Annotated in this window: 20 protein-coding genes; 10 read left to right on the plus strand and 10 right to left on the minus strand. The window is 56.7% G+C overall.

The features are described from left to right. Window positions 1-14: 14 nt before the first annotated feature. Complete coding sequence (locus ACKC9G_RS09055) at window positions 15-992, plus strand: divergent polysaccharide deacetylase family protein (RefSeq protein WP_411404624.1); 978 nt, start codon at window positions 15-17, stop codon at window positions 990-992. 78 nt (window positions 993-1,070) lie between these two features. Here the strand turns inward: ACKC9G_RS09055 and ACKC9G_RS09060 are convergent, their stop codons facing one another. Next, window positions 1,071-2,108, minus strand: coding sequence for a type IV pilus twitching motility protein PilT (locus ACKC9G_RS09060; protein WP_411404625.1), 1,038 nt, complete (start codon window positions 2,106-2,108; stop codon window positions 1,071-1,073). Window positions 2,109-2,182: 74 nt separating this feature from the next. Here ACKC9G_RS09060 and ACKC9G_RS09065 point away from each other — a divergent pair, with 74 nt between their 5' ends. The 7 genes from ACKC9G_RS09065 to ACKC9G_RS09095 all read left to right on the plus strand — a co-directional run bounded on the left by ACKC9G_RS09065 (window position 2,183) and on the right by ACKC9G_RS09095 (window position 7,068). After that, window positions 2,183-2,863 carry a YggS family pyridoxal phosphate-dependent enzyme gene (locus ACKC9G_RS09065; protein ID WP_411404626.1) on the plus strand — a complete coding sequence of 227 codons (681 nt, stop codon included), beginning with the start codon at window positions 2,183-2,185 and terminating at the stop codon, window positions 2,861-2,863. Window positions 2,864-2,918: 55 nt separating this feature from the next. Continuing rightward, window positions 2,919-3,770, plus strand: a complete 852-nt coding sequence (gene proC / locus ACKC9G_RS09070) for a pyrroline-5-carboxylate reductase (protein ID WP_411404627.1) — start codon at window positions 2,919-2,921, stop codon at window positions 3,768-3,770. Next, on the plus strand, window positions 3,763-4,329 hold the full coding sequence (locus ACKC9G_RS09075) for a YggT family protein (RefSeq protein WP_411404628.1): 567 nt from the start codon (window positions 3,763-3,765) through the stop codon (window positions 4,327-4,329). The genes proC and ACKC9G_RS09075 overlap by 8 nt, the downstream gene beginning before the upstream one ends. Window positions 4,330-4,331: 2 nt before the next feature. Then, window positions 4,332-4,625, plus strand: coding sequence for a DUF167 family protein (locus ACKC9G_RS09080; protein ID WP_411404629.1), 294 nt, complete (start codon window positions 4,332-4,334; stop codon window positions 4,623-4,625). A gap of 66 nt (window positions 4,626-4,691) precedes the next feature. Next, window positions 4,692-5,879 carry a homoserine O-succinyltransferase MetX gene (gene metX / locus ACKC9G_RS09085; RefSeq protein WP_411404630.1) on the plus strand — a complete coding sequence of 396 codons (1,188 nt, stop codon included), beginning with the start codon at window positions 4,692-4,694 and terminating at the stop codon, window positions 5,877-5,879. A gap of 1 nt (window position 5,880) precedes the next feature. Continuing rightward, window positions 5,881-6,474 (plus strand): methionine biosynthesis protein MetW, encoded by a 594-nt coding sequence (gene metW, locus ACKC9G_RS09090; RefSeq protein ID WP_411404631.1) that lies wholly within the window; start codon window positions 5,881-5,883, stop codon window positions 6,472-6,474. A gap of 48 nt (window positions 6,475-6,522) precedes the next feature. Next, window positions 6,523-7,068, plus strand: coding sequence for a GNAT family N-acetyltransferase (locus ACKC9G_RS09095; protein ID WP_411404632.1), 546 nt, complete (start codon window positions 6,523-6,525; stop codon window positions 7,066-7,068). Between the two features lie 25 nt (window positions 7,069-7,093). Here ACKC9G_RS09095 and ACKC9G_RS09100 read toward each other — a convergent pair whose 3' ends face one another. The 3 genes from ACKC9G_RS09100 to ACKC9G_RS09110 all read right to left on the minus strand — a co-directional run bounded on the left by ACKC9G_RS09100 (window position 7,094) and on the right by ACKC9G_RS09110 (window position 9,412). Next, window positions 7,094-7,987, minus strand: coding sequence for a response regulator (locus ACKC9G_RS09100; protein ID WP_411404633.1), 894 nt, complete (start codon window positions 7,985-7,987; stop codon window positions 7,094-7,096). A 66-nt stretch (window positions 7,988-8,053) separates the two neighbouring features. Beyond that, window positions 8,054-8,281 carry a hypothetical protein gene (locus tag ACKC9G_RS09105; RefSeq protein ID WP_411404634.1) on the minus strand — a complete coding sequence of 76 codons (228 nt, stop codon included), beginning with the start codon at window positions 8,279-8,281 and terminating at the stop codon, window positions 8,054-8,056. A 117-nt stretch (window positions 8,282-8,398) separates the two neighbouring features. Continuing rightward, the gene (locus ACKC9G_RS09110) at window positions 8,399-9,412 is read right to left on the minus strand and encodes a 2-hydroxyacid dehydrogenase (RefSeq protein ID WP_411404635.1); all 1,014 of its coding nucleotides are present in this window, start codon (window positions 9,410-9,412) and stop codon (window positions 8,399-8,401) included. Between the two features lie 126 nt (window positions 9,413-9,538). Here ACKC9G_RS09110 and ACKC9G_RS09115 point away from each other — a divergent pair, with 126 nt between their 5' ends. Beyond that, entirely contained in the window at window positions 9,539-10,483 is a 945-nt protein-coding gene (locus ACKC9G_RS09115) for an NADP-dependent oxidoreductase (protein WP_411404636.1), read from the plus strand. Between the two features lie 35 nt (window positions 10,484-10,518). On the opposite strand, the gene ACKC9G_RS09120 is transcribed toward ACKC9G_RS09115, so the two are convergent. Next, on the minus strand, window positions 10,519-12,777 hold the full coding sequence (locus tag ACKC9G_RS09120) for an EAL domain-containing protein (RefSeq protein WP_411404637.1): 2,259 nt from the start codon (window positions 12,775-12,777) through the stop codon (window positions 10,519-10,521). Window positions 12,778-13,057: 280 nt separating this feature from the next. On the opposite strand from ACKC9G_RS09120, the gene ACKC9G_RS09125 reads away from it, so the two are divergent. Further along, window positions 13,058-13,966, plus strand: a complete 909-nt coding sequence (locus ACKC9G_RS09125) for an acyltransferase (RefSeq protein ID WP_411404638.1) — start codon at window positions 13,058-13,060, stop codon at window positions 13,964-13,966. Here ACKC9G_RS09125 and ACKC9G_RS09130 read toward each other — a convergent pair. The 5 genes from ACKC9G_RS09130 to ACKC9G_RS09150 form a co-directional block, all read right to left on the minus strand. After that, window positions 13,931-14,185: a hypothetical protein gene (locus ACKC9G_RS09130; RefSeq protein WP_411404639.1), complete on the minus strand. Its 255-nt coding sequence runs from the start codon at window positions 14,183-14,185 to the stop codon at window positions 13,931-13,933. The two genes, ACKC9G_RS09125 and ACKC9G_RS09130, sit on opposite strands and share 36 nt — an antisense overlap. Before the next feature lie 141 nt (window positions 14,186-14,326). After that, complete coding sequence (locus ACKC9G_RS09135; RefSeq protein ID WP_411404640.1) at window positions 14,327-15,190, minus strand: CopD family protein; 864 nt, start codon at window positions 15,188-15,190, stop codon at window positions 14,327-14,329. A gap of 15 nt (window positions 15,191-15,205) precedes the next feature. Beyond that, window positions 15,206-15,571, minus strand: a complete 366-nt coding sequence (locus tag ACKC9G_RS09140) for a copper resistance protein CopC (protein ID WP_411404641.1) — start codon at window positions 15,569-15,571, stop codon at window positions 15,206-15,208. Between the two features lie 47 nt (window positions 15,572-15,618). Beyond that, complete coding sequence (locus ACKC9G_RS09145) at window positions 15,619-16,371, minus strand: copper resistance protein B (protein WP_411404642.1); 753 nt, start codon at window positions 16,369-16,371, stop codon at window positions 15,619-15,621. Next, window positions 16,361-18,148, minus strand: a complete 1,788-nt coding sequence (locus ACKC9G_RS09150) for a copper resistance system multicopper oxidase (protein ID WP_411404643.1) — start codon at window positions 18,146-18,148, stop codon at window positions 16,361-16,363. Before ACKC9G_RS09150 ends, ACKC9G_RS09145 begins: the two co-directional genes overlap by 11 nt. Between the last annotated feature and the right edge of the window lie 76 nt (window positions 18,149-18,224).

Genomic DNA, 18,224 nt, shown 5'->3' on the forward strand with positions numbered 1-18,224 from the left:
TGACTGATATTCCCATGACATTTCGTCACTTTCTGGGTCGGGTAGCCGCTACAGCTGCCCTGATTCCCTGCCTTGCGCTGGCCGCAGGAAAAGCCCCGGCTGACGCCCCCGCCTGGCCCAGGCCCCTTCCCGCGGATGCCGATCCGTCCAAGCCGGTACTGGTGCTGATCATTGATGATATCGGTCAGAATCTTGACTACGGCAAACAGGCGCTAGCGCTTCCCGGCCCGATGACTTTTGCTTTTTTACCGCAGACACCCCACGCCGTTGAGCTGGCAAAAGCCGCACGTGCGCAGGGAAGTGGCTTGTTACTGCATGCGCCGATGGCCAACCAGCATCATTACCCGCTGGGCCCAGGTGGTCTAACACTCAAACAGAACCGTGAAGAGCTGCAGCAGACCCTTGAGCAGGACCTTGCCGACTTGCCGCCGGTGGATGGTGTCAACAACCATATGGGCAGCGCATTAACGGAAGACCGTGAGCGCATGAACTGGGTGATGGAAATCCTGAAGCCCCGCAAACTCTACTTCCTTGATAGCCGGACCACCGCAGCGACGGTAGCCACAGCCAGTGCTTTTCAGCACCAGGTACCCTGGCTGCAGCGTGATGTGTTCCTCGATGATGACAAGTCCCTGAAAGCCATCGCCGGTCAGCTTGAGCGTGCGGCGACACTGGCCAAGCGCCACGGCTATGCGATTGCCATTGGCCATCCGTATCCGGAAACCCTGAAAGTGCTGGGAGAACGATTGCCTGAGCTACGTAAAGAGGGTTTCCGTCAAATGTCGACAACTCAACTATTAAGCTGGCTGGATAGCGCCACAGGCAATACTGGCCAGCCGTCGGAGTCCGCCCCTGCGTTGCCTGAACCCGTCGAGCCACAAGCCCCCGGCTCACAGGTCAAACGCCGACCTCCTGCGGTATTACTCTGCATGTCACCACACCGCCAGCACTGGCAGCAGCGCTCCCGCGGCTATCGACCTCAGTGCCCCTAGAGCGTCAGCCACCAAATAAAAAAGCCCGCGAGGAGTAAGTCCATCGCGGGCTTTTTTGTACTGTTTGCAGCAAGAATCCTAGTTGAAGGAATCCGGGCTTTTGGCTTTCACGCGAGCGTCCTCTTTCGTGATCAGCCCTTTGGCCACCAGCTCACCGAGTGACTGGTCCATGGTTTTCATGCCCAGACTCGCGCCGGACTGGATCACCGAATACATCTGCGCAATCTTGTCTTCACGAATCAGGTTTCGGATCGCAGGCGTACCTACCATGATTTCATGAGCGGCAACTCGACCGCCGCCTTTACGCTTAATCAGGGTCTGGCTCACAACACCTTCCAGCGATTCGGAAAGCATGGAGCGCGCCATCGACTTCTCGGCAGCGGGGAATACGTCGATGATACGGTCGATGGTTTTGGAGGCAGAGTTGGTGTGCAAGCTGCCGAACACCAGGTGACCGGTTTCGGCTGCCGTCAACGCCAGTCGAATCGTCTCCAGATCTCGCATCTCACCCACCAGAATGATATCCGGGTCTTCACGAAGAGCGGCGCGCAAAGCGTTAGAGAAGCTGTGGGTATCACGTGCCATTTCACGCTGGTTAATCAGGCTCTTTTTCGGCTCGTAGACAAACTCCACCGGGTCCTCAATGGTGAGGATATGGTGATGGAAGTTCTCGTTTACGTAGTCGATCATCGCCGCCATCGTGGTACTTTTACCGGAGCCGGTCGGGCCGGTGATCAGCACCAGGCCGCGTGGGCGTTCGGATAACTTGCGAAAGATGGGACCCAGCCCCAACTGTTCCATCGACAGCACTTTACTGGGGATGGTACGAAAAACCGCCGCACAGCCGCGGTTCTGGTTAAAAACGTTGACCCTGAAGCGCGCCAGGTTGGGCAGCTCGAAAGAAAAGTCCGCCTCCAGCTCCTGTTCAAAGACATTACGCTGGGCGTCATTCATGATGGAGTAGACCAGATCCAGCACCAGCTTGTTGTCCAGCGGGTCCATCTTGATACGGCGAATCTCGCCATCCACACGAATGAGGGGTGGCTGACCGGCCGACAGATGCAGGTCGGAAGCGTTCTGGTTCACACTGAATGACAGCAGCTCGGTAATATCCATCTCAGTCACTTTTCTTTGCTGGGTGGCACGGGCAATAATACGGGCTTTGCGCCGGTAGAATTACAGGTAGATTCATGAGTATTGCTGAAAACATCGCGCAAGTGTACCGCCAGATCGAGGCGGCAGTGGCCAAAGCAGGTCGCAATCACGACAGTGTCAGACTCTTGGCCGTCAGCAAGACCAAACCCGCCGATGATGTGCGTGCCGCCTATGCCGCAGGTCAGCGCAGTTTTGGTGAAAACTATGTGCAGGAAGGGATTGAAAAAGTGCAGGCGCTGTCGGATCTCGACATCGACTGGCATTTCATCGGCCCGCTGCAGTCTAACAAGACCCGCGAAGTCGCCAGTCATTTTGATTGGGTCCACAGCGTCGATCGTCTGAAAATCGCTCAGCGCCTGAATGACCAGCGCCCTGATGACCTACCGCCACTGAACATCTGCATTCAGGTCAATGTCAGCGGTGAGGACAGTAAATCCGGTATTTCTCCTGCAGAACTGCCTTCACTGGTTGAAGCAATCAGCCAGTTGCCCCGCCTGCGTCTGCGCGGCCTGATGTGTATTCCCGCTCCCGCCGAAGACGAAGCGGCCCAGCGCGAACCTTTCCATCAGTTAGCTGGACTACTTTCTGTGCTGCCAGCTGGCGATACCCTGTCGATGGGAATGAGCGGCGATATGGAAGCCGCCATTGCGGAAGGCGCCACCTGGGTTCGGATAGGAACCGCCATCTTCGGACGTCGCGATTACAGCAATCACTAATTCATCCTACGATTCACCTGTTGCGGCCACCGCCGCCCTAGAGAAGGAAAGACACATGTCGCAAGCGACTCTGGCATTCATCGGCGCGGGCAATATGTCCGGCGCGATCATGGGTGGACTGGTTGCCAATGGCTATCCCAGTGATTTCATCCTCGCCAGCGGCCGAACTCCCGCCAAACTGCTGAACCTGAAAGATGCTCTCGGTATTCGTGTCGCCACCAGTAATGTGGAAGCAGTACGTGAAGCACAGGTTGTTGTGCTGGGCGTGAAACCTCAGGTGCTGGAAACCGTCTGTCGTGAGCTGGCCGGTCAACTGGACCATAAGCCGCTGATTATCTCTGTGGCCGCAGGTATTGGTGTCGATACTATCGGCGAGTGGCTTGATGAAGAACTGCCGATCGTTCGCTGCATGCCCAACACTCCTTCCTCTCTGGGTGTGGGTGCCAGCGGCCTGTTCGCCAACGAATACACCAGTGACCTGCATCGTGTTCTGGCAGAAAAGATCATGAATGCCATCGGTATCACTACCTGGGTGGCCGATGAAGATTTGATCAACGCTGTCACTGCTGTCTCCGGCAGTGGCCCGGCCTATTACTTCATGTTCATGGAGGCCATGGCCAAAGCCGGTGAAGCCCTTGGGCTTAGTGCTGAGCAGTCACTTACGCTGACCGTACAGACCGCACTGGGTGCCGCCCGCATGGCCAAAGAAAGCGGCCTTGCGCCGGATGAACTGAAACGCCGTGTCATGTCACCCAAGGGCACAACGGAAAGAGCTGTTCTGACCTTTGAACAGGGTGGCTTGCATGAGTTAACCTTATCCGCCATGACTGCCTGTGCTGACCGTGGCCGCGAACTGGCGGCTGAACTCAGTACTCCTGCTGTAGCTAACGAGGACTCCCATGAGTGATCCGGTCATTCTGATCGTCAAAACCCTGGGCAGCCTGTACGTCTTTATCGTGCTGCTGCGCTTTATTCTTCAGATGTCCCGTGCCGACTTCTATAACCCCCTGTCACAGGCGGTGGTAAAAGCCACACAGCCAGTGCTGGCGCCCATTCGCCGACTGGTGCCTGGCATGGGTGGACTGGATGTCGCCTCGCTGATTCTGGCCTTTATCGTCTACTTGCTGGTCGCGGTTATCGTGGTCTACCTCGCCGGTGGCGCACAGGCGCTCAACGATTTGCCGCTGCTGATTCTGGCCGCGGCGGCGGGTGTGCTTTATGCCCTGTTGGATATTTACTTCTGGGCCATGGTGATCTCGGTCATCCTGAGCTGGGTAGCGCCACAGGCAGATCATCCTGCGGCGCGTCTGGTCTTCCAGATTACTGAGCCTGTTTACGGCCTCTGCCGTCGGGTGATTCCACCGCTCGGTGGTCTTGATCTGTCACCCATTCTTGTGTTTCTAGTCATCCAGCTGGTGCAATCCTTCCTGGTGCACAGCGTGCCCTATATGGGCTTGGTACGATAAGCATGAGCTGGTGGCAACAGGACAAGGATGATCTGGTACTGACCTGTCATCTGCAGCCCAAGGCCAGCAAGGATGAATTTGCCGGCTTGCACGGCGATGCCCTGAAAGTCCGTATTACCGCACCGCCGGTGGAAGGGAAGGCGAACCAGCATCTGGTCGCCTTTCTTGCCAGCGCCTTTGGCGTACCCAAGCGGTCTGTTTCGATTGTGTCAGGCGAGCTGAATCGTCACAAGCGTGTGCGCATTGCTGCACCTGCGACCATTCCTGCCGCCCTGGAAATGATGATGCGCTCCTGACCTGTTACGTCTGACGGCTCAGGTGCCGGCAGGCGCCCGGAATGAAGCCAGAGGACGTGAAACACCATGAGCCATGATGCCCAACCGACTTTTCCTGCGGACAGCGTAGGACTGGTCACCCCTCAATGTCTGGTTTTCGATGAGCCGCTGACCCTTAGCTGCGGCCGCACGCTGGAAAACTACCAGCTGATGGTGGAAACCTACGGCACGCTCAATGACGACGCCTCCAACGCAATCCTGATCTGCCATGCTCTCTCAGGGCACCATCATGTGGCGGGTTATCACGATGCCAATGATCGCAAGCCCGGTTGGTGGGACAGCGCCGTTGGCCCTGGCAAGCCTATCGATACCAACAAGTTCTTTATCGTTGGCCTGAATAACCTTGGCGGCTGCCACGGCAGCACCGGCCCGACCAGCATCAATCCCGGTACCGGTCAGGCGTATGGCCCGGATTTCCCCGTCGTCACCGTTCAGGACTGGGTGGATACTCAGGCCCGTCTGGCTGATCGTCTTGGTATCAGACGCTGGGCAGTGGTCATTGGCGGCAGTCTTGGCGGTATGCAGGCGTTGCAGTGGAGTATTCGCTATCCGGAGCGTCTGGCTCACGCCATGATCATTGCTTCCGCTCCCAAGCTCTCGGCACAGAATATCGCCTTTAATGAAGTGGCCCGTCAGGCGATCAGTAAAGACCCGGAATTTCACCAGGGCCGCTATGCCCAGCTTGGTTCCTATCCCAAGGTCGGTTTAATGCTGGCACGTATGGTTGGCCACATTACCTATTTGTCGGATGAAGCCATGCGCGAGAAGTTTGGCCGCGAGCTGAAGACCGGCAAGCTGTCTTTTGAGTTCGACGTGGACTTTCAGGTGGAAAGCTATCTGCACTATCAGGGCGAGCAGTTCTCCACCGCCTTTGATGCCAACTCCTATCTGCTGATGACCAAAGCCCTCGACTATTTTGATCCGGCCTCCGAGCATAACGATGATCTGGCCCAGGCGCTGGATCAGGCACGCTGCAAGTTTATGCTCATGTCCTTCACCACCGACTGGCGCTTCTCCCCTGCCCGCTCCCGTGAAATTGTCGATGCCCTGGTGGTCGCTGACAAAGACGTGAGCTACGCAGAAATTGATGCTCCTCAGGGCCATGATGCCTTCCTGCTGCCGATCCCGCGTTACATGGAGCTGATGGATACCTATCTGAAACGTGTGGCTGACACCGGTTTTGCCCACAGCTCGTCCGCAGTCAAGGAGCACTGAGATGTTACGTCCTGATCTTGATCTGATCCAGCACTGGGTTCGCCCCAATACTCGTGTCCTTGACCTTGGCTGTGGCGATGGCCAGCTACTGGCCTGGCTGCAAACCCACAAGGGCGTGCGCGGCTACGGTCTGGAAATTGATGCCGATAACATCCGCCAGTGCCTTGAGCGCAATGTCTGCGTGCTGGAGCAAAACCTCGACAAAGGCCTGGGTAACTTCCGCGACCAGGCGTTCGATACCGTCCTCATGAGCCAGGCGCTACAGACACTGCATCGCCCGGACTCGGCACTGGAAGAGATGCTGCGCGTCGGTCGTGAATGCATCATCACCTTCCCCAACTTTGGACACTGGCGTAACCGTTTCCACCTCGCCCGCCGCGGCCGGATGCCGGTATCGAAGTTCCTGCCCTTTGAATGGTACGACACGCCTAACATCCACTTCTGTACCTTCCGTGACTTTGAACAGCTCTGCCGGGAACGCGGCATCAGCATTCTTGACCGCACCGTAGTGGACTCGGAGCATCGGGATAACTGGGCAGCACGTTACTTCCCGAACCTGCTTGGGGAAGTTGCGATTTACCGTGTGACTCGTTAGGAACAGGACAGCCCACTCAAGCGGAAAATCACTGCCAAGGAGAGCCCTATGCTGCGTCTGGAAGTCGATGAAGAAATCAGCCTGTGTCTTTGCAGTCCGGACATGGCCGAGCCGATCTTCTCCATTGTCGATGCCCAGCGGCCCTGGCTTGAACGCTGGCTGGCCTGGCCACCGGAAATCAAAAGCCCGGATGATGCCCTCAACATGATCCGCCAGCAGCTTCACCTGCTGGCAGAGCGTGAGCTGATGCCGCTGTGCATTATCTATCGGGGACAACTGGCCGGCGGTATTCACCTGCAGCAAATTGACTGGCGTATCGAGACCGGACGCGTGGGTTACTGGCTGAGTGAAGATTGCACGGGCAAAGGCATTATGCGGCGGGCGCTGGAAAAAATGATGCGACTGGCGTTCGAGGAATGGCAGCTGGTGCGTCTGGAGATCCGGGTGGCCTCAGACAACGCCGCCAGCCGTCGGGTGATTGAGCGAGCTGGTTTTCTGCACGAGGGCCGTATCCGCCACGCGGAGAAGCTGGGCAATATCATCGTGGATCATGACATCTACGGCCTGATGAAAGAGGAGTGGCGCGCACGCTAGCGCGCCGGTTCAGGGTAATACCGCTCTAGCGAATCTGCGCAACAAAACGGGAAAGGGCTTCAAACTTATCAGGGTCGTTATCCACAAAGACGATTTTGACGCTGAGGAAGGTGCTTTCGATGCTGCGCTCAGCGGCCTGCACCGAATAGACAAAGCCATTCACCCGCGCCACCTGCTGACCACCTTCCTGCTCAATATCCACCACGGCCTGTTCCAGCACGCCGGGATTACGCTCCTCGACCTTAATCACCAACAGCGCTTCCTGCAGATTGATGTCTTTGATCATGCAGCGCAGGGTCGAACCATCCGGCAGTCGAAGCTGTGCGAGTCCTTTAGGCGCCTGACTAGCCGCCACCTTTTTGCCCGTGCCCTTGGCCGCCGCAGTACCGCCTGTCAAAACGCTCACGGACTCTGCCGCGACGCCCTGGGGTTTGGCCGCCGGTGCCGCTTTCGCTCCCAATAACGCACTCTGGCTGCCACTCATCGCGGCAGGAGCAGCCGCTCCGCCACCCGGGCGTTGCGCCAGCGCCTTGAGGTCATATTTCTTGGAAAGGACTTTGGCCAGCTTGTTCAGCAATTGCTCATTGCTAAAGGGTTTGCCGATATAGTCAGACACCCCGCTTTGCACTGCCTCAACCACGTACTCCTTATCAATACGACTGGTGACCATGATAAAGGGCACCGCTTTATAGCTTTCCTGAGCGCGTACCCATTTGAGTACATCCAATCCGGTCATTTCCGGCATTTCCCAGTCACAGAGAATGATATCGAAGGCCGTTTTATTCAGCAGCTGCAATGCCTGTTTACCATGAGCCGCTTCGTGCACCTCAATACCTGGCAACTTGGTGCGTACCACGCGCTTGACCAAATCCCGGATAAAACTGGCATCATCCACTACCAGCAAACGTACTTCTGCCATTCGAACCTCATTGACTGCGGGAAATCCGCTCCCTGTACCTGATACGACGTAACGCCTCAGGTAATTTTAAAAACCGAGATGGTTATACAATCTGGCAAATAGCCCGATCACCATGACGGTGATCCCTAACCGATAGAGTACATATTCCCCGGCAGAAAAGGCGATGGTAGGCCGCCAGAAATAAACCAGTGAGCGCCAATCTCCGGTTCGGCGGCCATAAAGACTGAAGCCCATGAGTATCATCACCAGGCCACTGACCAGAAACACCGGTTCCAGAATCCCAATCATCGTCATCCCCACTCACCCATCAGGGCGAAGCTGTTGTTAGTGTTATTTTCAGCGATGCCTTTTACCCGACGCAGGGTGAACCAGCGCAGCCTGCGTCGGGGTATCAGAAAAGTTGTAGCAGGGTCAGGCCAAATAATCACTTCCCAAAAGGTTGGGGCAAGCTTCGCCCTGACCGAGCTGAACAAGATTTCGCAGAGTCACCTCGGCAATGCTGCCTAGCGCCTCCTCGGTGAAGAAGCCCTGATGTCCGGTAATCAGCACATTGGGGAAGGTCAGCAGGCGTTCGAAAGCATCATCAGCGATGACTTTGTCGGACAGATCCTCAAAGAAGAGATCCCCTTCCTGCTCATAGACATCCAGCCCCAGATAACCGAGCTGCTCGCTTTTTAGCGCGGCAATCACTGCGGCGGTATCAATCAACCCGCCGCGACTGGTGTTAATCAGCATCACGCCGCGACGCATCTGCGCCAAAGAGTACTCATTAATCAGATGGAAGGTGTCCCGGGTCAGGGGGCAATGCAGGGAAATCACATCGCTGTCGGCATACAGGGTTTCAAGACTGACCGGCTCGATGCCAATCGCTTTCGCCGCCTCGCTAAACACCTGATCAAAACCAATCACCCGCATCCCCAGCCCCTTGAGAATACGCGCAGTGGCAAGGCCAATCTTGCCAAGCCCGATCAGGCCTGCCGTGCGTCCGTGAAAGTTAAAACCAAGCAGCCCCTGCAGCGCGAAATTGCCATCACGCACCCGCTGAAAGGCGCGGTGATATTTTCGGCTCAGGGTCAGCATCAGCCCAACCGCATGTTCTGCCACTGACTCTGGCGAATACGCCGGAACACGGACTACGCTAATACCCAGCTGGTCCGCCATTTTCAGATCCACGTTATTGAAACCGGCGCAGCGCAAGGCGACAAAACGCAATCCATGACTGGCCAGAGAGGCCAGCACCGGCGCGGTGAGTTCATCGTTAACAAAGACACAGACCGCCTCAAAGCCTTTGGCCAGCTCCCAGGTTTCGCGGTTGAGACGGACATGAAAGTAGTGAAGATCGTGACCGGCTTCACCGAGGGCCTGATTGGCCGCGCTGAGAAAAGCCTGGTCATAGGGCTTACTGCCGAAAACCGCCACACGCATGCTGAACCTCCCGTTCAGTTCATGAGGAACGCCGGCGAAGACTTGAACTCCCCGTTCGCAAGCGGCAGATACCACGTTAGTGACGTGGAACCTGTCGGAACGACCTTAGAGATCCAGGGGGATACCATGAAAAGCATCCGCATACATGCCTTCGGGGGCACAGATGTCCTGCAGATTGATGAAGTACCGACGCCCTTGCTGGAAGCCGGTAATGTCATCGTCCATACCCGCGCAGCGGGGGTCAACCCCATTGACTGGAAGACTCGCCAGGGCGGCGGCGCTGCCATGGCCTCTGAAGGGCTGCCACTGGTATTAGGCTGGGAAATGTCCGGCGTCGTGGATTCCGCCTCTGCCGAGGTATCGATCTTTCAGCCCGGCGATGCCGTCATGGGCCTGCTGAACTTCCCCTCCCCCGGCCGCTGCTATGCCGAGGAGGTTTCCGCCTCTGCCGGGCACCTGATTCACAAGCCGGATAACCTGAGCTTTGCCGAAGCGGCCGCACTGCCGCTGGCCGGGCTGACCGCCTGGCAGGCACTTTATGATCAGGGACACCTGCGAGAAGGCATGCGCGTGGTGATTCTGGCGGCCGCCGGTGGTGTTGGTCATCTGGCCTGCCAGATTGCCCTGGCCGCGGGTGCCGAAGTGATCGCGGTGGCCTCCGCCTCTCATCATGATTACCTGCGAAGCCTGGGCATCAAACACTGCGTGGACTATCACACCACCGATGTGGCCGAGATGATTCAGGATGCCGATATCGTACTGGATGGCGTGGGTGGCAGCACGGGGGCCAAGGCCGCACGCTGCCTGAGCCATAACGGCATTCTGGTCACCCTGCCCTCACGCACAGCCGAGGAAGTGATTGAAGCGGTAGTGCAGCAAGGCCACCGGGCCACTGGCCTCAGAGTCGCACCTTCGCATGATCAGCTGGAATCCCTGCTGGAACTGACGCAGGACCGTAAGCTCAAAATCCAGCTGGAGCACAGGATTCCGTTTGAAGAGGTCGCCCGTGCACACACGCTGAGTGAGTCAGGCCGGACCCGCGGCAAGATTGTACTCACGTTCAAAGAGTAACTGACGAGGACGGAAGAGACCTGCTACCGCTGAACTCAGGCGTCGTGATGCGCCGCAGGTTCAGCGGCCAGCCAGCTTTCCGCAGGGCGCGGATGGCCGAAGTAGTAACCCTGGAAGAGATGACACTGATGCCGGCGCAGGAATTCAGCCTGAGCCTCCGTCTCCACGCCTTCAGCCACCACCTGCAGGTTCATGTGCTGAGACAGGGTCAGAATCAGCGCCACCAGTGAGGCATCGCTGGAGTCTTCCGGCAAATCACGAATAAAGCTTCGATCAATCTTGAGTTCATTAATCGGCAAACGTTTGAGATACGCCAGCGACGAATAACCGGTGCCGAAGTCATCAATGGAAAGACGCACACCCTGCATCTGCAGGCGCTGCATGATCAGGCGAACGGCATCAAAATCCTCGATAACCAGACTTTCCGTCACTTCCAGCGTCAACTGATCCTGAGCGATACCGTAGTCGCGCAGCAGGGTTTCCACCCGCTGGACAAAGTTGCCATGCAGGAACTGCAGGGCACTGACGTTCACCGCCAGCTTCAGGCCCGGATGAGCCGCCATCAGTCGGCAGCTTTCCTCCAGCACCCAATCGCCAAGGGGAATAATCAGCCCGGTTTCTTCGGCCACATCAATAAAGTCACCCGGCATCACCATGCCACGCATGGGGCTCATCCAGCGCAGCAGCACTTCATAACCGATGACGTCCTCTGCCAGCGATAATTGTGGCTGCAGATAGAGCTGTAACTCCTGCTGAACCAGGGCACGACGCAGCTCGGCCTCAATAGCAAAACGGTGCTCGACCTTGGCGCGCATCGCTGGCTCAAACCACACACACTGGTTTCGTCCGCGCTCTTTGGCCTGATACATGGCCATATCTGCCTGTTTCAACAACTCGCCGACATCTTCGTATTGCTGATCAAACAGCACGGAACCAATGGAGCAGCCGACTTTCAGCTCCCGATGATGCAACGACACGGGCATAGCAATATGGCGAATCAGCTCGGCGATGGCACTGTCAGCTTCCGCCATGGCCTTACCGGGATGATCACCCAAACCGTTGTAGACGATAACGAACTCATCGCCGCCGAGACGCGCCAGCATATCCTGCGGACGCAAATGGCGGCTCAGACGGTTGGCCATCACCTGCAGCAACTCATCGCCGGTGGCATGACCAAAGACGTCATTAATATTCTTGAAGTGATCCAGGTCGATAAACAGCAAAGCGCCGTATTCGCCGCGCGTGCGCAGCCCCGAGGCCAGCTCCTGCAGTTTCTTCAGCAACTGGGTACGGTTGGGCAGATGCGTCAGCACATCAAAGAATGCGAGGCTTTCGATCTGCTGTTCGGTATGGCGGCGGGCGGTCACATCCCGGCTGATGCCGATAATACCGACGATGCTGCCGTCCATATCGCGAAGCGGCGCTTTCAGGGTATCAAAGAGGTAATCCACCCCACTTTTGGAGCGCACTTCCTGCTCATGGGTGGAGACTTCGCCACTCTTGATGACTTCCAGATCACTGCGTCGATACATTTTGGCGGTTTGGGCATTGACCAGATCCGTATCAATCGCCCCGACAATGTCTTTGCGGTCCATGCTCATAAAACGGCAAAACGCTTCATTACAGCCGATGTATTTGCCTTCCAGATCCTTGAAGAAAATCAGATCCGGCATGGAGTCGAGCAGGTTCGCCATCAGCAGGCTTTGCTGATTCAGGCGGTTTTCTGTGCGCGATTGCAGGCTGGCGCGACGATAGAACACCACAATCGCGATCGTCAGGATCAATACAATGGCCATCAGCGCGCGGTTGATAATACGCGTCGTGGCGGAATTGTCCTGCGTAGGAATATCCAGTGCGGTACTGGGCGGCGGCTCACTGCGAAGCGAGGTTTCCAGCGGCCGTCCGGTAATGTCCTGCACGATGGCAAAGCGCAGTTCGCGCCCTTTCACATACAAGGGCCAGGAGTTGACCTGCATGGTGCGAATGCCGCCGTCGGCAAGACGATGCAGCGCAATGATGTAGTGGATATTGTCCTGTTCGGCCTTCTGCCGCTCGCGGGCAGAGGTTTTGAGATCGGTCATGTTGATCTGCTGGATATTCATCCCTTCGAGATCACGACCATAGCCATAAAAGGCGATAGCGCTGTCATTCGCGCGCAGAATCTGACCGCTCTTGGGGTCAAACACCAGCAGTGGCGAGGTTACCTGTTCGAACAGGTCAGCCGGAATCAGCACATCACCCGGTGTGTGCGCATAGCTCGATGCCATGCTCGCCAGCAGCAAGCATGCCGTCATCAGGAGCTTTGTTATCCAGCCCTTACAACCCATATCAACCCGTTAACGCTCTCGACTCGTTAAAAATTTTCTCAAAGCTCTGTCGGCTTCGTGCAGAAAATCAGGAAAATTTACGTTATGAGAAAGCCTCTCAAACTACCAGTCTCAAACCGTTTGGATGGACGCAATGACGCCAAGGCGCGCTTATTCGTCAGTAGAACGCGCATTACGATGCCAGCGGCAGTCTATGCTATACAGTGTGCAAGCCGATCACCCCGGGACAAGGATTGACGCCCTGAAGATGATGCCGTTATTCAGAGGATTGCTGACGAGCCTGCTGCTGCTCGCCTGTACGGTGGTGTGTATCCTGCCGCTGATTCTGCTGGGCCTGATCAAGGCACTGCTGCCTTTCCCGGGCGGACAACACCTATTGGGAGTGGGCGTCCGTTTCTTTGCCCGGAGCTGGGCGCGCATCAATCGTCGTATCCTGCTGGCTCTGCTGCCGACGCGCTGGGTCATCGACGGTCGTGAGCATCTGCACGCAGACCGTTCGGCGCTGGTGCTGTGCAATCACCAAAGCTGGGTGGATATTCCCTGTCTGGTGGAGCTGATGCTGGATCGCGCGCCTTTCTTTACCTTCTTCCTTAAGCGCCAGCTGATCTGGGTTCCCTTTGTGGGTCTGGCTTGCTGGGCGCTCGACTACCCTTTCATGCGCCGTCACAGCCGTGAGGCCATTGCACGCAACCCCGGCCTCGCCCATGAGGATCTCGCCACCACGCGCCGTGCTTGTGAGAAGCTGCGCGGGCGTGCTGTCTCGCTGGTGAATTATGTCGAAGGCACACGCTTTACACCGGCCAAGCAGGCGGCGCAGCAATCCCCCTATCGGCATCTGTTACGTCCCAAAGCCGGCGGCGTTGCTTTTACCCTCAATGCCATGGGCGATCAGATCAGTACCGTGCTGGATGTCACGCTGTTTTATCCACAGGGGATTCCGAACTTCTGGCAGTTTCTCTCAGGGCAGGTCCAGGAAGTGCGAATGCAGGTCGTAGCACATGAGGTACCTGCCGAGTTTCGTGCAGGCAATTATCAGCAGGATGCCAGCTACCGTCGGGCAGTACAGGACTGGCTTAATGGGTTATGGCAGGAAAAAGATCAACGGATCGCGCGCTGGCAATCAGGAACGGCGGAAGAGACCAAACGCGCAGAGTGACAGGCCGACCAGCGCCATCAGCGCACTGGCTTCCATCAGATAGGTGTGGCGTTCGGTAAAGGAGCGAAAGACCACCAGCCCCTGGACACACTGGCCCGTGCCGTAGTCATAGGCTTTGCCCTGTTGCAGACACTCACTGATATCGCGCCAGTCCAGGCAATACACCAGGATGACACTCAATAGCGGAACGCCCAGCAAACTGAGACCCCAACGCACCACTCCCATTCTCCTCAATCACTGCCGTTTGAATACCGCAATGCTAAGGCCTAAACCGAGAGGCGGAAATCCGGTGTCAGGCATTTCCCCATTAGATTCTACTTTGTCACCTGATCCGGCCGCTGATGTGCACATTGGTCGTCATTACTCGCTGACTTCCGGCCCCATCAGTGTCGAGATCACCAAGGTGACGACAATAATCGCCAGTACCAGAGCCTTCTCCGCACGAATTGAGCGAAGCAGTAAACCACGGGTACTCGGTAAACGCGGCACCAGCAGGTTACGGTTCAGCAGTGCCAGTAAGAGTAACCCTACGACCAGTACCAGCTTTAAGGCCAGACCTTCTCCATAGGCTGTACGCCAGAGTGCAGGCAGGTTGCCCGCCGCAAGACGCCAGCCCACCCAGGCTCCCGCCAGTAACAGGACAGGAACCAGCACCGTCGCCAGCTTTCCGAAGCGCGTCAGCAGCTGCTTGGCCAGCTCGTCCTGTTCCCGTCGCAGCTGCAGCCATAAAGGCAACAGCATACCAATCCACAGCAAGGCAATCAGGGCATGCGTTCCCAATGCCAGCTGCACCCACAACCCTTGTTCAGCACTGTGGCCGCTCTGGCTGAAAGATACTGCTACTGCCAGAAAGCTCACCAACATCAATAGCCGTTGGCCGACGACCGATAAGGTACGAATACACAGCAACAGCAGAGCCATGAGCGCCGCCAGTTCACGCCATGCGAAAGTGGAGCCGACACCGGATTCCCACAGCAAAGAGGCCAACATCGGGTCCACCATGCCACGGAGACCATTTTCTGCCAGCGCGCCCACCTGTACCAGAAAGTGCAGCGACACCAACAACGCTGTGCCGACCGCACCCACCAGAGTGTAGCCACGAATCCAGCGCTCAGTGGCGCGCGTCGCGAACCAGCCGGAGGCCAGTAGCCCTCCACAGAGAGCCGCGAGCGAAAGGTAGCTACCGCCTTTCATCAGCAACGTGCCTGTTTCCCACAGGGTCATTACGTCCATTTCCTGTTAAGGAGCAATGCTGAATGCAAAATTGCCGCTCATTTTATGGCCATCACCACCGAGGCAGGTCCATTTAACCTGATAGGCACCGGCAGTCAGCGTAGGAACTTTCACTTCATGATGGGTTTCCCGGGCCTTGCGATTGACCTTAAGCTCACGCTGTTCGCCGCTGGCATCGGTCAGGGTCACACTGATGAGATTCACCGCTTTGGAGAAATCCAGACTCAGTGCTGCAGGAGCAGAGGTCATCACTTGCTGATCAGCCGGCTGAGAGCCTGTCATGGCCATATGAGCCTGAGCCATCCCCGCCAGCAACATGCCGGCAGCGAGTACCAGAGGGCGAAAGCCCTGCGCAGCGCGCGTTTTTATCATCGTTGTTCTCCTGGTCAGAGGTGAAAGAAACCTGCAGGTGGCAGGTATCAGAATGCCAGACTAATACCTATCACACCGTAGGTCGTTGCGGTGCGTTCGCCATGATGTTCAGCCAGATTCGCCGTCTTGCCGTACTTCTGCTCCCAGTGCACGCCAATATAAGGGCTAATGTCTGGTGTGACACCATAGTGAAGACGAAGTCCCAATTCAGTGGAGGTCAGCCCCGCCCCCTGATCAATGGCCTCGTCATCCGCTGCGGCGAGATTAATCTCAAGGGCAGGCTGCAGCGTCCAGCGGCGTGTCAGCGCCAGATCATGTTCAAGCTCAATCCGGGCACTCAGACGACCTTCATCACTGAGATACAGATCCGCATTGGTTTCAATCCAGTAGGGCGCCAGACCATCCAGCCCCAGTACTGCGTAAGCACGTTGTGGCGCGGGTTCATGGTCATATCGGAGTCCGGCATGCACATTAAAGAACTCACTGGTCATGTGCTGCCAGAGCAGGTGGTTCTCGGCCTTTTCCGTATCACCGCCTTCCAGCTGCTCACCCTTGAAGCGCCACAGCAGCGCATTTTCATCGTTGCCGATACGTAGCTCACTTTCCCAGGCCAAGACATCACTGCCCTCACCTGCACGCCACTCAAGACGATCCAGAGTAAAGGATGGGAGAACCATACTCCCCATCATCTCATCAGCCATCGCCGGTGAAACGGAGGCCAGCAGAGCGGAGGCAGTCAGCCAGGGAGCCAAATGCCGACAAGAGCGGGCGAAGTGCGTAACTGCAGGCTTAGTGGACATGCTTCTCTCCTGACTGGCTCATGTTCATTGCCGGCGTGCCGGTGGGGGCAGTGCCGGGCCGGTCGACAATGATCTTACGGAACATGCCAGCGGCCATGTGGTACATCAGGTGGCAATGGAATGCCCATTCACCCACGGCATCCACCGGAACATCCACGGTCAGCGTCGTGCCGGGAGCAACGTTCACAATATGTTTCAGGGGATTAAAGGCGCCCTTGCCCTTGTCCAGCTGCATCCACATCCCATGCAAGTGCATGGGGTGCATCATCATGGTGTCATTAACAAAGCGGATGCGCACACGCTCGCCCAGGGTCAGGTGCAAAGGCTCTGCATCCGTGTATTTGATACCGTTAATCGACCAGATGTAGCGCTCCATATTGCCCGTCAGACGCAGTTCGATTTCACGATCCGGCTGGCGATATTCCTTAAAGGGTTTAACGGCTTTCAGGTCACCATAAACCAGAAATATGCCGCCATTCGCCGCCTTGGGCTCCAGCCCGCTACCGGGAGCATAGTCCGACTCACGAGAACGCGAAGCAGCCCCTTGGTTCATGTTGGAATGATCCATGGTGGAGTGGTCCATACTCGCCATGTTATCCATCGCCATATCACCGTGGTTCATCTTGGAATGATCCATGGTGGAGTGATCCATTCCGGCCATGTTATCCATCGCCATATCACCATGGTTCATCGCACCATGACCCATACCGTGTGACATCCCCATATCGGCCATCGTCAATACCGGCACCGGGCTCATGTCCGGCACTTTCGCTGTCATGCCCGCTCGGGGTGCCAACGTGGCACGGGCAAAGCCACCGCGACTTACGGTCTGAGCAAACAGGGTGTAGGCCTTATCTTCCGTGGGTTCGACAATCACATCGTAGGTTTCCGCCACCGCTATGCGCAGTTCATCAACGCTGACAGGCTCGACCTGATTACCATCTGCCTGAACCACTGTCATTTTCAGTCCGGGAATCCGCACATCGAAGTAGCTCATGGCAGAGGCGTTAATCAACCGCAGTCGTACCCGCTCACCGGGTTGGAAAAGCCCGGTCCAGTTATCCGCCGCAGATTTGCCATTAATCAGATAGGTATAACCGCTGGAGACATCAGAAATATCAGAATCCATCATTCGCATTTGGCCCCAGGCCAAACGGTTATCCAGCGCCTTGCCAAACCCCTGATCCTTGGCTTGAGCAAAGAAATCACCCAGAGTGACCGGACGGTTATTGTAGTAATCACTCTTGCGTTTAAGGTTACGGAAAATGGTAGCGCCGCTGTCCTCCGCCCAGTCTGACAGCATCACCACATAGTCACGATCGGCCTCAATCGGGTCTTTCCCGGCAGGATCAATAATCAGGGCACCGTAGATACCATCCTGCTCCTGAAAACCGGAGTGGCTGTGATACCAGTAGGTTCCGGACTGGCGCAAAGGGAAGCGGTAGGTAAAGGTCTGGCCTGGCTGAATAGGCTTGAAGCCACTAAAGCCTGGGACACCGTCCTGATCAGCAGGCAGAATCAGGCCATGCCAATGCAGGGAGGTATCTTCTTTGAGATGGTTTGTCACATTGATCGTGACCTCTTCACCCTCACGAAATCTCAGGGTAGGCCCCGGCACACTGCCATTGATGGTCAGCGCTTTCTGGGCTTTACCGTCAATAGTGAGAGTCTGCTGGTCAATCGTCAGATCATAGGTACCACTCAGGGCCAGAGTCGGCACTACAGCCAGAAGGCCAGGTACACGACGCAGCCAGCGCTGCCAGGTCAAGGTCGCCATATCCACTCCTGCGAATTAGTCTGACTCAAGCTTACTGACCCGACCTTGCCCCAGGCTGACGTCAACATTACATTTT

Source organism: Pokkaliibacter sp. CJK22405, assembly GCF_046614695.1.
In the GTDB taxonomy this organism is placed as follows: Bacteria; Pseudomonadota; Gammaproteobacteria; order Pseudomonadales; family Balneatricaceae; genus Pokkaliibacter.

Bases quoted from the DNA above. Each gene is read 5' to 3' on its own strand.
- ACKC9G_RS09125 (WP_411404638.1), top strand. From the start codon at position 13,058: ATGATGCCGTTATTCAGAGGATTGCTGACGAGCCTGCTGCTGCTCGCC.
- ACKC9G_RS09105 (WP_411404634.1), bottom strand. From the start codon at position 8,281: ATGACGATGATTGGGATTCTGGAACCGGTGTTTCTGGTCAGTGGCCTG.
- ACKC9G_RS09115 (WP_411404636.1), top strand. From the start codon at position 9,539: ATGAAAAGCATCCGCATACATGCCTTCGGGGGCACAGATGTCCTGCAG.
- ACKC9G_RS09120 (WP_411404637.1), bottom strand. From the start codon at position 12,777: ATGACGGCATGCTTGCTGCTGGCGAGCATGGCATCGAGCTATGCGCAC.
- ACKC9G_RS09100 (WP_411404633.1), bottom strand. From the start codon at position 7,987: ATGGCAGAAGTACGTTTGCTGGTAGTGGATGATGCCAGTTTTATCCGG.
- ACKC9G_RS09075 (WP_411404628.1), top strand. From the start codon at position 3,763: ATGAGTGATCCGGTCATTCTGATCGTCAAAACCCTGGGCAGCCTGTAC.
- metX (WP_411404630.1), top strand. From the start codon at position 4,692: ATGAGCCATGATGCCCAACCGACTTTTCCTGCGGACAGCGTAGGACTG.
- ACKC9G_RS09065 (WP_411404626.1), top strand. From the start codon at position 2,183: ATGAGTATTGCTGAAAACATCGCGCAAGTGTACCGCCAGATCGAGGCG.
- ACKC9G_RS09145 (WP_411404642.1), bottom strand. From the start codon at position 16,371: ATGTCCACTAAGCCTGCAGTTACGCACTTCGCCCGCTCTTGTCGGCAT.
- ACKC9G_RS09135 (WP_411404640.1), bottom strand. From the start codon at position 15,190: ATGACCCTGTGGGAAACAGGCACGTTGCTGATGAAAGGCGGTAGCTAC.
- ACKC9G_RS09055 (WP_411404624.1), top strand. From the start codon at position 15: ATGACATTTCGTCACTTTCTGGGTCGGGTAGCCGCTACAGCTGCCCTG.
- ACKC9G_RS09110 (WP_411404635.1), bottom strand. From the start codon at position 9,412: ATGCGTGTGGCGGTTTTCGGCAGTAAGCCCTATGACCAGGCTTTTCTC.
- metW (WP_411404631.1), top strand. From the start codon at position 5,881: ATGTTACGTCCTGATCTTGATCTGATCCAGCACTGGGTTCGCCCCAAT.
- ACKC9G_RS09095 (WP_411404632.1), top strand. From the start codon at position 6,523: ATGCTGCGTCTGGAAGTCGATGAAGAAATCAGCCTGTGTCTTTGCAGT.
- ACKC9G_RS09150 (WP_411404643.1), bottom strand. From the start codon at position 18,148: ATGGCGACCTTGACCTGGCAGCGCTGGCTGCGTCGTGTACCTGGCCTT.
- ACKC9G_RS09140 (WP_411404641.1), bottom strand. From the start codon at position 15,571: ATGATAAAAACGCGCGCTGCGCAGGGCTTTCGCCCTCTGGTACTCGCT.
- ACKC9G_RS09060 (WP_411404625.1), bottom strand. From the start codon at position 2,108: ATGGATATTACCGAGCTGCTGTCATTCAGTGTGAACCAGAACGCTTCC.
- ACKC9G_RS09080 (WP_411404629.1), top strand. From the start codon at position 4,332: ATGAGCTGGTGGCAACAGGACAAGGATGATCTGGTACTGACCTGTCAT.
- proC (WP_411404627.1), top strand. From the start codon at position 2,919: ATGTCGCAAGCGACTCTGGCATTCATCGGCGCGGGCAATATGTCCGGC.